The 15,549-nt window shown below is 40.3% G+C and carries 14 protein-coding genes; all 14 read left to right on the forward strand.

Annotated features, from left to right (window positions below):
* Positions 1-3: 3 nt before the first annotated feature.
* Positions 4-1,230: a cysteine desulfurase gene (locus KV696_RS00780; RefSeq protein ID WP_219966582.1), complete on the forward strand. Its 1,227-nt coding sequence runs from the start codon at positions 4-6 to the stop codon at positions 1,228-1,230.
* Positions 1,217-1,657, forward strand: a complete 441-nt coding sequence (gene sufU / locus KV696_RS00785; RefSeq protein WP_219966583.1) for a Fe-S cluster assembly sulfur transfer protein SufU — start codon at positions 1,217-1,219, stop codon at positions 1,655-1,657. The genes KV696_RS00780 and sufU overlap by 14 nt, the downstream gene beginning before the upstream one ends.
* A gap of 35 nt (positions 1,658-1,692) precedes the next feature.
* A complete protein-coding gene (sufB, locus tag KV696_RS00790; RefSeq protein ID WP_219966584.1) occupies positions 1,693-3,105 on the forward strand; it encodes a Fe-S cluster assembly protein SufB in 1,413 nt (470 codons plus the stop codon).
* A gap of 298 nt (positions 3,106-3,403) precedes the next feature.
* The gene (locus tag KV696_RS10435; protein WP_371470185.1) at positions 3,404-3,547 is read left to right on the forward strand and encodes an IS630 transposase-related protein; all 144 of its coding nucleotides are present in this window, start codon (positions 3,404-3,406) and stop codon (positions 3,545-3,547) included.
* A gap of 47 nt (positions 3,548-3,594) precedes the next feature.
* On the forward strand, positions 3,595-4,248 hold the full coding sequence (locus KV696_RS00795) for a transposase (RefSeq protein ID WP_371470186.1): 654 nt from the start codon (positions 3,595-3,597) through the stop codon (positions 4,246-4,248).
* A 110-nt stretch (positions 4,249-4,358) separates the two neighbouring features.
* On the forward strand, positions 4,359-4,595 hold the full coding sequence (locus tag KV696_RS00800; RefSeq protein ID WP_000141924.1) for a DUF2829 domain-containing protein: 237 nt from the start codon (positions 4,359-4,361) through the stop codon (positions 4,593-4,595).
* Entirely contained in the window at positions 4,588-5,286 is a 699-nt protein-coding gene (locus KV696_RS00805) for a 3-oxoacyl-ACP reductase (RefSeq protein WP_219966585.1), read from the forward strand. The genes KV696_RS00800 and KV696_RS00805 overlap by 8 nt, the downstream gene beginning before the upstream one ends.
* Positions 5,271-5,555, forward strand: coding sequence for an NUDIX hydrolase (locus KV696_RS00810; RefSeq protein ID WP_219966945.1), 285 nt, complete (start codon positions 5,271-5,273; stop codon positions 5,553-5,555). Before KV696_RS00805 ends, KV696_RS00810 begins: the two co-directional genes overlap by 16 nt.
* Positions 5,533-6,435, forward strand: coding sequence for a putative PEP-binding protein (locus KV696_RS00815; protein ID WP_219966944.1), 903 nt, complete (start codon positions 5,533-5,535; stop codon positions 6,433-6,435). The genes KV696_RS00810 and KV696_RS00815 overlap by 23 nt, the downstream gene beginning before the upstream one ends.
* Positions 6,377-6,817: an ASCH domain-containing protein gene (locus tag KV696_RS00820; protein WP_219966586.1), complete on the forward strand. Its 441-nt coding sequence runs from the start codon at positions 6,377-6,379 to the stop codon at positions 6,815-6,817. The genes KV696_RS00815 and KV696_RS00820 overlap by 59 nt, the downstream gene beginning before the upstream one ends.
* A 121-nt stretch (positions 6,818-6,938) precedes the next feature.
* On the forward strand, positions 6,939-9,485 hold the full coding sequence (locus KV696_RS00825; RefSeq protein WP_219966587.1) for a M1 family metallopeptidase: 2,547 nt from the start codon (positions 6,939-6,941) through the stop codon (positions 9,483-9,485).
* Positions 9,486-9,698: 213 nt separating this feature from the next.
* Positions 9,699-10,373 carry a two-component system response regulator CiaR gene (gene ciaR, locus KV696_RS00830; protein ID WP_101785053.1) on the forward strand — a complete coding sequence of 225 codons (675 nt, stop codon included), beginning with the start codon at positions 9,699-9,701 and terminating at the stop codon, positions 10,371-10,373.
* Entirely contained in the window at positions 10,363-11,697 is a 1,335-nt protein-coding gene (gene ciaH, locus KV696_RS00835; RefSeq protein ID WP_219966588.1) for a sensor histidine kinase, read from the forward strand. The genes ciaR and ciaH overlap by 11 nt, the downstream gene beginning before the upstream one ends.
* 258 nt (positions 11,698-11,955) lie before the next feature.
* Positions 11,956-15,498 carry a pneumococcal-type histidine triad protein gene (locus KV696_RS00840; protein WP_219966589.1) on the forward strand — a complete coding sequence of 1,181 codons (3,543 nt, stop codon included), beginning with the start codon at positions 11,956-11,958 and terminating at the stop codon, positions 15,496-15,498.
* The last annotated feature ends 51 nt before the right edge of the window (positions 15,499-15,549 follow it).

Consider the following 15,549-nt stretch of genomic DNA (forward strand, 5'->3'; position numbering starts at 1 on the left):
CCTATGTTAGATGTAGAAGCGATTCGCAAGGATTTTCCAATTTTAGACCAGATTGTAAATGATGAGCCCCTGGTCTATCTGGACAATGCTGCGACGACACAAAAACCACAAGCAGTTCTGGAAACAATCAATCATTATTATGAACATGACAATGCTAATGTCCACCGTGGTGTTCATACCTTGGCAGAACGTGCTACAGCCTCCTATGAAGCTGCGCGTGAAACCATTCGCAAGTTTATCAATGCAGGCTCTACAAAGGAAGTTCTCTTTACAAGAGGAACGACAACCAGTCTTAACTGGGTGGCGCGTTATGCCGAGGAAATTCTGACTGAGGGCGACCAGGTCTTGATTTCCGTCATGGAACACCATTCTAATATTATTCCTTGGCAGGAAGCCTGCCGTAAGGCTGGGGCAGAGCTTGTCTATGTCTATCTTAAGGATGGATCCTTGGATATGGATGACTTGCGAGCTAAATTAACTGATAAGGTCAAGTTTGTTTCGCTAGCTCACGCCTCAAATGTTCTGGGTGTGGTTAATCCAATCAAAGAGATTACTCAATTGGCCCACAAAGTTGGAGCCATCATGGTGGTGGATGGTGCTCAATCTACGCCTCATATGAAGATTGATGTGCAGGACTTGGATGTGGACTTTTTTGCCTTTTCAGGTCACAAGATGGCTGGTCCGACTGGTATCGGTGTTCTTTACGGTAAAGAAAAGTATCTAGAACAAATGTCACCAGTAGAATTCGGTGGCGAAATGATTGATTTCGTCTATGAGCAGTCTGCTAGTTGGAAGGAATTGCCTTGGAAATTCGAGGCAGGAACTCCTAATATGGCAGGCGCTATTGGACTTGCTGCTGCAGTGGACTATCTTGAAAAGATTGGCATGGATGTCATTGAATCCCATGAACAAGAACTGATAGCCTACGTATATCCAAAACTTCAGGCGATTGAAGGACTGACTATTTATGGTTCGCAGGACTTGGCTCAACGCTCGGGTGTCATTGCCTTTAACCTAGGCGATCTCCATCCTCACGACCTTGCGACTGCTTTGGATTATGAAGGAGTGGCTGTTCGTGCAGGTCACCACTGTGCCCAACCCTTGCTCCAGTATTTGGATGTACCAGCAACAGCTCGCGCAAGTTTTTATATCTACAATACCAAGGCAGATTGCGACAAACTAGTCGAAGCCTTACAAAAGACAAAGGAGTTTTTCAATGGCACTTTCTAAACTAGATAGCCTTTATATGGCAGTGGTAGCGGACCATTCGAAAAATCCACATCACCAAGGAAAGTTAGAAGACGCTGAACAAATCAGTCTCAACAATCCGACCTGTGGGGATGTCATCAATCTCTCTGTCAAGTTTGATGCAGAGGATCGTTTGGAGGATATCGCTTTTCTAAACTCAGGCTGTACTATCTCAACTGCTTCTGCTAGTATGATGACAGATGCAGTTTTGGGCAAGACCAAACAAGAAATCTTAGCACTTGCGACCATTTTTTCTGAGATGGTTCAAGGGAAAAAAGATGACAGACAAGATAGTCTTGGAGATGCAGCTTTCTTGTCAGGTGTTGCAAAATTCCCTCAACGAATTAAGTGTGCAACCCTAGCTTGGAATGCCCTGAAGAAAACAATTGAAAATCAAGAAGATAAATAAGAAACATAGAAACATATAATGAAAGAAAGGATATTATGGCTGAAGAAAGAGTAGAACCAAAACCAATTGACCTTGGTGAATATAAATTTGGTTTCCATGATGATGTAGAGCCTGTCCTATCGACAGGAAAAGGATTGAATGAAGATGTAATTCGTGAACTGTCAGCTACAAAGGGAGAACCTGAGTGGATGTTAGAATTCCGTTTGAAGTCTTATGAAACCTTCAAAAAAATGCCCATGCAAACTTGGGGAGCAGACTTGTCAGAGATTGACTTTGATGACCTGATCTATTACCAAAAACCATCTGATAAACCAGCCCGTTCTTGGGATGAAGTTCCTGAAAAGATTAAGGAAACATTTGAACGTATCGGGATTCCAGAAGCTGAGCGTGCTTATCTGGCTGGTGCCTCTGCCCAGTATGAGTCAGAAGTGGTTTACCACAACATGAAAGAAGAGTTCCAGAAATTGGGGATTATCTTTACAGATACGGATTCTGCCCTCAAGGAATACCCAGACTTATTTAAACAATACTTCGCTAAGTTGGTACCGCCAACAGATAACAAGTTGGCAGCCCTTAACTCAGCAGTATGGTCAGGTGGAACCTTTATCTACGTACCAAAAGGGGTCAAGGTTGATATCCCACTTCAAACTTACTTCCGTATTAACAACGAAAATACAGGTCAGTTTGAACGTACCTTGATTATCGTTGATGAGGGAGCAAGCGTCCACTATGTAGAAGGATGTACAGCGCCAACTTATTCAAGCAACAGCTTGCACGCTGCCATCGTAGAAATCTTTGCCTTGGACGGGGCTTATATGCGTTATACAACCATCCAAAACTGGTCTGATAACGTATATAACTTGGTAACAAAACGTGCTAAGGCTCAAAAAGATGCGACTGTTGAGTGGATTGATGGTAACTTAGGTGCCAAAACAACCATGAAATACCCATCTGTTTACCTAGATGGAGAAGGAGCGCGTGGTACTATGCTCTCTATTGCTTTTGCTAATGCAGGGCAACACCAAGATACGGGAGCTAAGATGATCCACAATGCTCCACATACAAGCTCGTCTATCGTGTCTAAATCCATCGCTAAAGGCGGAGGAAAGGTGGACTACCGTGGACAAGTAACCTTCAATAAAAATTCTAAGAAGTCTGTTTCTCACATCGAGTGTGATACCATTATCATGGATGACTTATCAGCGTCAGATACGATTCCATTTAATGAAATCCATAACTCGCAAGTAGCTTTGGAACACGAAGCCAAGGTTTCTAAGATTTCTGAAGAACAATTGTATTATCTCATGAGTCGTGGATTGTCAGAATCTGAGGCAACTGAGATGATTGTTATGGGATTTGTAGAACCATTTACAAAAGAGCTTCCAATGGAATATGCAGTTGAGCTGAACCGTTTGATTAGCTATGAGATGGAAGGATCAGTTGGGTAAAATTTGTTTTTAGATTTACCCCCAATCAAGTATCTTGAAGATGAACTTGTAACAACAATAGACTGAGAAAAAAGGTTTTAAGAACAGAAAATGCATGATATCAGGAGCCAAAAAACTTGATATTATGCATTTTATTGTGGGAAGATTTATTGTATTCTCTCATGAAATAGAGTTTTTTCCTAAGCGCTTTTGATTTTTGATATAGTTTTGTGAGGACGAAGTAAGACAATATATAAAATAGTCAGTTCAAGCCACGATATAGTTGCTTAGTTTAAAATAAGCATCTTATAATAAAGCTATGGCATATAGTAGAGATTTTGAACAAGGAGCATTAGATTACATCAAAGAGGGACACAGACATGTCGAGACATACAAAGTTTTTGATGTTGGCGGCAGAACTCTCTTCACGTGGGAAAAGAAAGACGTGAGCAAGGACACTTAGAGCGGAAAAAGTGAGTCGTCAAAAAGTGGAAAATTCCTTTAGAGGAATTGAAAGCCTTTGTAGAGGCTCATCCAGATGCTTTTTTACGGGAAATTGCGGCACATTTTGATTGTGCTGTTCCTTCAGTATGGGGAGCTTTAAAGCAAATTCATATCACTTTAAAAAAGATGACTAGCTTTAAAGAACAAGATTCTGAGAAAGTCGCTGAATTTCTTGATATTTTGGATAACCTAAAAGATTTATCAGTCGTATATATTGGCGAAACGGGAATCGACCGCTACCTCTATCGTCCCTATGCACGCGCTCCTAGAGGGAAGAAAGTCTATGAAAAGATTAGCGGACGGCGTTTTGAGCGGACTTCAATTGTTTCAGGACAAGTAGACGGAGAGTTTATAGCTCCCATGATTTACAAGGAAAGTATGACGAGTGATTTCTTTGTGGAGTGGTTCAAAACGCAGCTCTTGCCTGATTTGAAGACACCTCATGTTATTGTTATGGACAATGCTAGTTTTCGTCCCAAACATATCTTGGATGAACTGTGTATCCAAGATAGACACTTTTTCTTACCTCTAGTATCTTATTCACCAGATTTGAATCCTATTGAGCAAACTTGGGCTATCTTGAAAAAGAAAGTGACGGATTTATTAAGGGAAGTTCCAAATATTTTTGAATGTTTGGAACGCTTTTTTAAAACTAAATGACTATAATTATAAAATGCTTATTGATTTTGATTTAAAATGAGTCAAAAAGCCGTTGCACAACGGTTTTTTGTTATAATTAAATGAAGAATGTAGAATAAAAGGAGAAAACCATGACATTTGAAGAAATTCTGCCTGGATTAAAGGATAAGAAAAAATATGTACGAACTGGTTGGGGAGGTGCTGAAAACTATGTCCAACTTTTTGACACTATCGAGCAAAATGGGGTTGCACTTGAAGTGACACCTTATTTCCTAATCAACGTTTCTGGGGAGGGAGAAGGTTTTTCCATGTGGAGTCCGACACCTTGTGATGTTTTGGCGACGGATTGGGTAGAAGTGCATGACTAGACGTGTATTGATTACGGGAGTGAGTTCAGGTATCGGATTGGCTCAGGCTCGCCTTTTTTTAGAGAAGGGCTATCAAGTTTATGGAGTTGACCAAGGTGAAAATCCACTCTTAGAAGGTGATTTCCACTTTTTACAGAGAGATTTAACCTTGGACTTGGAGCCTATTTTTGACTGGTGTCCTCGGGTGGATGTTTTGTGCAATACTGCTGGAGTGTTGGATGATTACAAACCACTTTTGGAACAATCAGCGCAGGAAATTCAAGAGATTTTTGAAATCAACTATGTGACTCCTGTTGAGTTGACTCGCTATTATTTGACTCAAATGTTGGAGAATAAAAAAGGGATTATTATCAACATGTGCTCCATCGCTTCGAGCCTAGCAGGTGGTGGTGGACACGCCTATACTTCTTCGAAGCACGCCTTGGCTGGATTTACCAAGCAGTTGGCTCTAGACTATGCAGAAGCTGGGATTCAGGTCTTTGGGATTGCTCCAGGAGCAGTCAAGACGGGTATGACCGCTGCCGACTTTGAACCAGGTGGTTTAGCGGACTGGGTGGCTAGTGAAACTCCAATCAAACGCTGGATCGAGCCAGAGGAAGTAGCAGAAGTCAGTCTCTTTTTGGCCAGTGGAAAGGCATCTACCATGCAAGGACAAATCTTGACAATAGATGGTGGCTGGTCTTTGAAGTAGGAGGAGTTGGATGGATATCAAAAATCACTGATCCTAAAAAAAATAGGTTAAACCTTCCTGGTAGTAGTCAGCAACTTGGTGAAGGACTGACGGAAACGCTGACTAGAGAAGTTATGGAAGAGACAGGATTTACTGTTAGAAGCTATTCCAAAGAAAATGCATTGCCACTAGTCTTGACGGTCAAAGCAGAATTATTAGGATTTCCAGAACTTGACAATACTTCTTACATGAATTGGAAGGTGAATGATGAGAAACCAACTTGCCCTTAGTGGCGAAAAACTTGATGAAAAAGTTTACCCACAACTATTTCATCATGTTGGCATGATTCGTGGGGAATATTTGTTGAGAGAGCTTAATCAAAACATCATATTAGCAAGTTGTCAGCAATTTGTAAAAGATTATCTAGATACTATCTGTTCCTTGTACTCAGATGAGGAGATCTGGTATCGTTTTTCTGAATTAACGAATACAGAAGCTAATTGTTTAAAGGCGACTAAAGAGTATTTTGATGAAAATCATCCCTTATTTGGATATAGAGGAACTAGGCGTTTGCTGGCGTGTCCGGATGAATTTCAGGCTGAAGCACATGTCGTTACAGAAGTTTATAAAAACAATCCCAATCTATCTGTTATTTTTCCTTTTGTCAATGATGCTGAGCAGTTAAAGCAAGCTATTACAGTATTGCGTCAGCATGGTTTTACTGGGAAAATTGGCACGATGATTGAATTACCGTCAGCGTATTTTGACTTGGACAGCATACTGGAAGCTGGTATTTCCAAGATTGTAGTTGGAATGAATGATTTGACTTCTTTTGTTTTTGCGACTGTGAGAAACAGTCAATGGCATGATATGGAAAGTCCAATAATGTTAGATATGCTAAGACAGATGCAGGATAAAGCAAGGATGAAAAAGATTGATTTTGCTGTAGCAGGCTATCTGAATACTTCTTTCATACAAAAAATGAATCAGATGGGTATCGAATGCATTATCCACTATAGTTCTATTCCAGAGATTTTTAATTTAGAGATTGACCATCCAGATCATCTTAAACACATAAAAGAAGAAAGTAAAAAATTACAAAGGAGCACCCATGACACCGCAAGAAATATGGAATGCCTACAAGCAAATCAACCCCTCTATAGGAGATGAAATCGATGCTTGGGCTTTTGGAGTGGAACCAGACCTTTTAGCAGATTTGGTTTTAAGAGGCGAAAAGACTGCAACAGCATCAGCCTACGATCTCTATGCACTAGAAGCCGAGTCTCTTCCTCAAGAAGGAACTTTTGATGTCATTTTAGATAGTCAAAATCAGGCTGTCTGTATTGTCGAAATTACAAAGGTTTCTGTCCAGCCCTTCAATCAAGTTTCTGCTCAACATGCCTTTAAGGAAGGAGAAGGTGACAAATCCCTAGCCTATTGGCGTCAGGTTCATGAGGATTTTTTCACAGACTGTTTGGGTGAAGTAGGACTGACTTTTACACCTGAAAGCAAGGTTTTTTTAGAAGAATTTCGCAAGGTCTACCCACTGTAGGCTATTAGAAGGAAGAAAGTTTTGGAAATCGCTGTCCAATCCTTTTTTCTCCAGCAAAACATGATATAATAAGTTTGTTTGAAGAAGAGCTTTAGCTCTTAAACTTAGATAGGAGAAAACTATGCAAGCAGTTGAACATTTTATTAAGCAATTTGTTCCTGAACATTATGATTTATTTTTAGACTTGAGTCGTGAGACCAAGACTTTTTCAGGAAAGGTGACCATCACTGGTCAAGCACAGAGTGACCGTATTTCCCTTCATCAAAAAGACTTGGAAATCGCTTCTGTAGAAGTTGCAGGTCAAGCTCGTCCATTTACAGTTGACCATGACAATGAAGCCCTTCATATTGAACTTGCGGAAGCAGGTCAAGTTGAAGTGGTTATCGCTTTCTCAGGAAAAATTACAGACAACATGACAGGGATTTACCCTTCTTATTACACAGTTGATGGAGTCAAGAAGGAAGTCTTGTCAACTCAGTTCGAGAGCCATTTTGCGCGCGAAGCCTTCCCATGTGTGGATGAGCCAGAAGCTAAAGCAACTTTTGATCTCTCTCTACGTTTTGACCAAGCAGAAAATGAATTGGCCTTGTCTAACATGCCAGAAATCGATGTTGAAAACCGTAAGGAAACAGGTATCTGGAAGTTTGAGACAACACCTCGTATGTCTTCTTACTTGTTGTCCTTTGTTGCAGGTGATTTGCAAGGTGTGACGGCTAAAACTAAAAACGGTACTCTTGTAGGTGTCTACTCAACCAAAGCTCATCCATTATCTAATCTTGATTTCTCACTGGACATCGCCGTTCGCTCTATCGAGTTTTACGAAGATTACTACGGAGTTAAGTACCCAATTCCTCAATCTCTCCACATCGCCCTTCCTGACTTCTCAGCTGGTGCTATGGAAAACTGGGGTCTTGTGACCTACCGTGAAGTTTACTTGGTTGTGGATGAGAACTCAACCTTTGCCAGCCGTCAACAAGTTGCCCTTGTTGTAGCCCATGAATTGGCTCACCAATGGTTTGGGAATCTCGTAACGATGAAATGGTGGGATGACCTTTGGCTCAATGAAAGCTTTGCTAATATGATGGAGTACGTCTGTGTGGATGCTATTGAACCAAGCTGGAATATCTTTGAAGATTTCCAAACAGGTGGAGTACCTCACGCTCTTGAACGCGATGCGACTGATGGTGTTCAGTCTGTTCACGTCGAAGTTAAACATCCAGATGAAATCAATACGCTCTTTGACGGAGCTATCGTCTATGCCAAAGGAAGTCGCCTCATGCACATGCTTCGTCGTTGGCTAGGTGATGTCGATTTTGCCAAAGGTTTGCACGCCTACTTTGAAAAACATCAGTACAGCAATACAATTGGTCGTGACCTTTGGGATGCTCTTGGTCAAGCATCTGGCCGTGATGTTTCAGCCTTTATGGATTCTTGGTTGGAACAACCTGGTTATCCAGTTCTCACTGTCAAAGTTGAAAATGATGTCTTGAAGATTTCACAAAAACAATTCTTCATCGGTGAGAACGAAGATAAGAACCGTCTCTGGGTTGTGCCACTAAACAGCAACTGGAAAGGCTTGCCTGATACACTTGAAACTGAAAGTATCGAAATCCCTGGCTACGCAGCTCTTCTTGCTGAAAATGACGGAGCTCTTCGTCTCAACACTGAAAATACAGCCCACTACATTACAGACTATCAAGGAGGCTTATTAGATGCTGTTCTTGCTGACCTAGTTGAGCTTGATAACACAAGTAAACTGCAAATCGTCCAAGAACGTCGCTTGCTTGCTGAAGCAGGGCACATTTCTTATGCTGACTTGCTCCCAGTTCTTGATAAACTTGCTAAGGAAGAATCTTACCTTGTCGTTTCAGCTGTTTCTGAAGTAATTTCTGCTCTTGAGCGCTTTATCGATGAAGGAACAGAAGCTGAAAGAGCCTTCAAAGCCTTGGTTGCTAAATTGGCTCGTCACAACTATGACCGTCTTGGTTTTGAAGCTAAAGACGGAGAATCAGATGAGGATGAATTGGTTCGTCAGTTGGCTGTTTCTATGATGATTCGCTCAAATGGTGCAGAAGCTAGTCAAGTCGCTAGCCAAATCTTCGAAACACACAAGGAGAATCTTGCAGGACTTCCAGCAGCTATTCGCTCACAAGTTCTGATTAATGAGATGAAACATCATGAGACCAAAGACTTGTTAGCACTTTATCTTGATACTTATACTCACGCAACAGATGCTGTCTTTAAACGCCAGTTGGCAGCTGCTCTTGCTTACAGTACAGATGCGAACAATATCCAAACCTTGATTGCTTCTTGGAAGGACAAATTTGTGGTCAAACCACAAGACTTGTCTGCTTGGTATTACCAATTCCTAGCTCACCAAGCAACTCAGGAAACAGCTTGGTCTTGGGCGCGTGAAAACTGGGCTTGGATTAAGGCAGCTCTTGGTGGAGATATGAGCTTTGATAGCTTTGTTATCCTTCCTGCACACGTATTTAAGACTCAGCAACGCTTGGCAGAGTACAAGGAATTCTTTGAACCGCAACTTTCTGACCTTGCTCTTAGCCGTAACATCGGTATGGGAATCAAGGAAATTGCAGCGCGTGTTGACTTGATTAACCGTGAAAAAGCTGCAGTGGAAGCAGTCGTTCTTCAATACGGAAATTCATAAATGAGCCTAAAATAAAAAGAAAACTCAGCTATCTCATGTAATACTCTTCGAAAATCAAATTCAAACCACGTCAGCGTCGCCTTGCCGTACTCAAGTACAGCCTGCGGCTAGCTTCCTAGTTTGCTCTTTGATTTTCATTGAGTATAAAATGCAGAGAGTTGAGTTTTTTTAAGGCAAATTTGGTATAATGGTTTTAATAAGGAGGAGTTTCTCATGATAAAAATCTTATTGGTTGAGGATGACCTAGGCCTGTCAAATTCAGTATTTGACTTTTTAGACGATTTTGCGGATGTCATGCAGGTATTTGATGGGGAAGAAGGTCTCTACGAAGCTGAAAGTGGCGTCTATGATTTGATTTTGCTCGATTTGATGTTGCCAGAAAAAAATGGCTTCCAAGTCTTGAAAGAATTGCGTGAAAAGGGAATTACGACTCCAGTTCTGATCATGACTGCCAAGGAAAGTTTGGATGACAAGGGACATGGATTTGAACTGGGAGCGGATGATTATCTGACCAAACCTTTCTACTTAGAAGAACTCAAAATGCGGATTCAAGCCCTTCTCAAACGTTCAGGCAAGTTTAATGAAAACACCTTGACTTATGGAAATATTGTAGTTAATTTGTCAACCAATACCGTTAAGGTTGAAGATACTCATGTCGAATTACTGGGGAAAGAGTTCGATTTATTAGTTTATTTCCTTCAAAATCAAAATGTTATTTTGCCTAAGACTCAGATTTTTGATCGTTTATGGGGATTTGATAGTGACACAACAATTTCAGTTGTCGAAGTCTATGTTTCAAAAATTCGTAAGAAATTAAAAGGAACCACTTTTGCAGAGAATTTGCAAACCTTGCGCAGTGTTGGGTATATTTTAAAAGATGTTCAGTAAACTAAAAAAAACATGGTATGCGGATGACTTTAGTTATTTTATCCGCAACTTTGGTGTCTTCACTCTGATTTTCTCCACCATGACTCTAATTATTTTGCAGGTCATGCACTCGAGTCTCTATACTTCGGTGGATGATAAGCTTCATGGACTGAGTGAAAATCCTCAGGCAGTTATTCAGCTTGCTGTAAATAGGGCAACAGAAGAGATTAAAGACTTAGAGCATGCCGCTACAGATACTAGTAAGACTGAGATAAAACCCAATGTCAGTTCCAATACGGAGGTTATTCTTTTTGATAAGAATTTTACACAGCTCCTTTCTGGAAATCGATTTTTGGGATTGGATAAGATTAAGTTAGAGAAAAAAGAACTAGGCCATATCTATCAGATTCAGGTTTTTAATAGCTATGGACAAGAAGAAATCTATCGCATGATATTGATGGAAACCAATATCAGTTCGGTTTCAACCAATATCAAGTATGCAGCTATCTTGATTAATACCAGTCAGTTGGAGCAGGCCAGTCAAAAGCACGAGAAATTGATTGTGATTGTGATGGCAAGTTTCTGGATTTTATCTTTACTTGCAAGTCTCTATCTAGCTAGGGTCAGTGTTAGGCCCCTGCTTGAGAGCATGCAGAAGCAACAGTCCTTTGTGGAAAATGCTAGTCATGAGTTACGAACTCCACTCGCAGTTTTGCAAAATCGCTTAGAGACCCTTTTTCGTAAGCCAGAAGCAACCATTATGGATGTGAGCGAAAGCATTGCCTCTAGTTTGGAAGAAGTCCGAAATATGCGTTTTTTGACGACAAACTTGCTGAACTTAGCTCGTAGAGATGATGGGATTAAACCGGAACTTGCAGAAGTTCCAACCAGTTTTTTCAATACGACTTTCACAAACTATGAGATGATTGCCTCGGAAAATGATCGTGTCTTCCGTTTTGAAAATCGGATTCATCGCACGATTGTCACAGACCAGCTTCTTCTGAAACAACTGATGACCATCTTATTTGATAATGCTGTCAAGTATACTGAAGAGGATGGTGAAATTGATTTTCTTATCTCGGCGACCGATCGCAATCTGTATTTACTTGTTTCTGATAATGGAGTCGGTATTTCGACAGAAGATAAGAAGAAAATTTTTGACCGTTTTTATCGAGTGGATAAGGCTAGAACCCGCCAAAAAGGTGGTTTTGGTTTAGGATTATCTCTGGCCAAGCAAATTGTAGATGCGCTTAAAGGAACCATTACTGTTAAAGATAATAAACCCAAGGGAACAATCTTTGAAGTGAAGATTGCTATCCACACACCATCGAAAAAGAAAAAATAAAAATATCGCTCCAGACGGGGCGATATTTTGGATTATGTGACTTTCAGTCCGTCTCGCTAAGTCAGGTGTGAGACAGGCAAACCACCCGTTTTAGGGGTGGTCATGATTTTTTATGACATAAAAATCTTGACAGATAAACTTAAAAAATGTAAACTATTTACTGGTTAATTAATTGGTTAAACAACCAATTTAGAAAACTATTTAATCAAGTAAAGGAAGTTAAGAAAAAGCTTCATCATTTATTGAAATGAGGGATTTATGAAATTCAGTAAAAAGTATATAGCAGCTGGATCAGCTGTTATCGTATCCTTGAGTCTTTGTGCCTATGCACTGAACCAGCATCGCTCGCAGGAAAATAAGGACGATAATCGTGTCTCTTATGTGGATGGCAGCCAGTCAAGTCAGAAAACTGAAAACCTGACACCAGATCAGGTTAGCCAGAAAGAAGGGATTCAGGCTGAGCAAATTGTCATCAAAATTACAGATCAGGGCTATGTGACGTCACATGGTGACCACTATCATTACTATAACGGGAAAGTTCCTTATGATGCTCTCTTTAGTGAAGAACTCTTGATGAAGGATCCAAACTACAAACTTAAGGATGGAGATATTGTCAATGAGGTCAAGGGTGGTTATATCATCAAGGTAGATGGAAAATATTATGTCTACCTTAAAGATGCAGCTCATGCTGATAATGTTCGAACCAAGGATGAAATCAATCGTCAAAAACAAGAACATGTCAAAGATAAGGAGAAGGTAAACTCAGATGTTGCTGTAGCAAGGTCTCAGGGACGCTATACGACAGATGATGGTTATGTCTTTAATCCAGCTGATATTATCGAAGATACTGGTGATGCTTATATTGTTCCTCACGGAGGTCACTACCACTATATTCCAAAAGGTGATTTGTCTGCTAGTGAATTAGCAGCAGCAAAAGCTATTCTAGCTGGCAAAAATACGCAACCAAGTCAGCTAAGCTATTCTTCAGCAGCTAGTGACAATAACACGCAATCTGTAGCACAAGGATCAACTAGCAAGCCAGAAAGCAAAACTGAAAATCTTCAAAGTCTTTTGAAAGAACTCTATGATTCGCCTAGTGACCAACGTTACAGTGAATCAGATGGTTTAGTTTTTGACCCTGCTAAGATTGTCAGTCGTACACCAAATGGAGTTGCGATTCCGCATGGCGACCATTATCACTTTATTCCTTACAGCAAGCTCTCTCCTTTAGAAGAAAAGATTGCTAGAATGGTGCCTATCGGTGGTACTGGTTCTACGATTTCTACAAATGAAAAACCTAATGAAGTAGCGTCTAGTCTAGGAAGTCTTCCAAGTAATCCATCTATATTGAATAATGCTTCTTCAATGTTAAATAAGGAAATTTCTTCAACATCTGATGGTTATATCTTTAATCCTAAAGATATTGTCGAAGAAACAGCTACAGCTTATATTGTCAGACATGGTGATCATTTCCATTACATTCTTAAGCCGAATCAAATTGGACAACCGACTCTTCCAAACAATGGTCTAGCAACACCTTCTCCATCTCTTCCAATCAATCCAGGAATTTCACATGAGGAACATGAAGAAGATGGACATGGCTTTGATGCTAATCGTATTATTGCGGAAGATGAGCAAGGCTTTATTATGAGTCATGGTGATCATAACCATTACTTCTTCAAGAAGGATTTGACTGCTGATCAAATCAAGGCAGCGCAAGACCACTTGAAAGGTGTAACTCCAGCAACACCAAGCCCAGCCAATGATGATCACGATGGCGATGAGCATGACCACCATCATGGTGAAGATCATGATCATGGTTTTGATGCCAATCGTGTCATCAGTGAGGATGAACAAGGCTTTGTCATGTCACACGGAGATCACAATCATTTCTTCTTTAAGAAAGATTTGACAGCAGAGCAAATTAAGGCCGCACAGGATCATCTGAAAACACATCATGGTGTAGAACCTGTAAAACCTCTTGCTAAAACGGTAGAGTCTTTCTCAAGAGATGCTAGTGATGAAGAAAAAATAGCTTACATTTCTAAGACCTATGGTGTTCCACTTGAAGCGATTAGAATTTCAAACGGATTCTTTGTCTTTGGAAATCCAGACCAAGCCTACGATCCAACTCATATCCACCCATATGCTGTTCGTAAGGAACACGTTCGGATTCCTCTTCAAACTGGGAATCCAGAACTTGATTTCCTAAATGAACTTTATACTACTGCTTTGCGAGATGGTGTGTCTCCTTATAGTTTACAGGTAGAAAATGGTAGTTTTGTGATTCCTCATGGCGACCATAATCACTACATCAAGGTTCAAACTAAGGGCTATGAAGTAGCTTTGAAAAACAAGATTCCAGCCCTACAATCCAATTATCAACCTGGAGCTTTTGATGAGAAGGTAGTTTTGGCAAAAGTAGACCAACTTCTAGCTGAAAGCAGAAACATCTATAAAGATAAGCCTATCGAACAAAGACAGATTGAGTTAGCCTTAGGTCAGTTTACTGAAAACATGAAGAAACTGGCAACTAACTCAACAGCAGGTTATCTTGCGACACTGGATCTCTTTGATAAGCAATATATCCATATTGATGAAAGTATCAAACCTGTTGAAACAAGTGCTTTAGATAAGAAATATCAAGCCCTGATTGATAAAATCAATACACTGGATACAGACTCTTATGGCCTTCCTAAGAAAGATCTTCTCGTTCGACTCCAAGAAGCTAAGTTAGCAAAAGATGAGGCTGCTTTAGCAGCGGTTGAATCACAACTTCAAGCTTTGCAAGACTTTAATGATCGAACAGGTGTTACAACAGTGGAATACATCAAGTATTTCTACGAACACGTAAATGACGGTCGTTTGAGTGATGAACTTCGAAACAAAGTCGCTCAGTTGACTTGGACCTTGTATCAATCTCAATCCTTCCTTAAGGCAGCAGAATTGAACAAATTATTCCCAAGTATCTATCAAGCAAAACAAGAAGTGGAAGAAGCTTTGAAAGCTCAGCCAACCACTGCTAAATCGACTAAGACAGTTCTAGATACTGAAAAAGTTGATAATCAAAGTGCCAAGACAGCTATTTATGGCTTCTTGAAAGAATTGTACGGAGACTTTATGCCTGAAGAGCATGTCAATCATGTCAGCAAGGAGCAAGTAGAAAGTCTTTTGAGCAAGGCAACTCAACTCTTGGAACAAATCCAAGAAGAAGGAATCAGACAATCTTTGGGAGAAGAAGTAGAAAATCTCAAAGCTGCTACAAATAAGGCTGATGCAGACTTGGATGAAGTAAATAGTCAGGCGAAAGATGTCTTGACTCGTATCGCTAGCGCCCTTCAACAAGAAAAGGAAAATGCTGAGCAAGATCCTCAGACACTTGTACTCTATCAAAAACTTTACAATATCCTCATGTCACTTCACGCTTACTTAGAAAACAATAAGGGTTCTGATGAGGACTTTGATAAGGTGGATGCTCTACTAGATCAACTTTCTGCTAAGAGCAAAGATAAGGCTGCTTTACTTGAATTGACAAAAGCTATTCTGATCTTGAATCAGGAAATCAAGTCAAAATCAAGCGCGAGTGAAGAAGCAAGTCCAGCAACAAATGCTGAATCAAATGGTGATAAGACAAGTGCTGAGAACCAACCAAACGCAGCTGCAGAATCTAACAGTGAAACTGCCAGCGACGAAAACAAACCGAGCAACGCAACAGATTCTAAATCTGCTGAATCAGTTCCAGAAAAGGAAACAACAGAATCTACAACAAGTACTGGAAATCAAGAAAAACCAGTAGAATAAAAAAGTTGGTAGATAAAAAAGTTTGTGGTCGTAGATCTAGGAGATTTTCCC

It is taken from the genome of Streptococcus humanilactis (assembly GCF_019448275.1).
Taxonomy (GTDB): domain Bacteria; phylum Bacillota; class Bacilli; order Lactobacillales; family Streptococcaceae; genus Streptococcus; species Streptococcus humanilactis.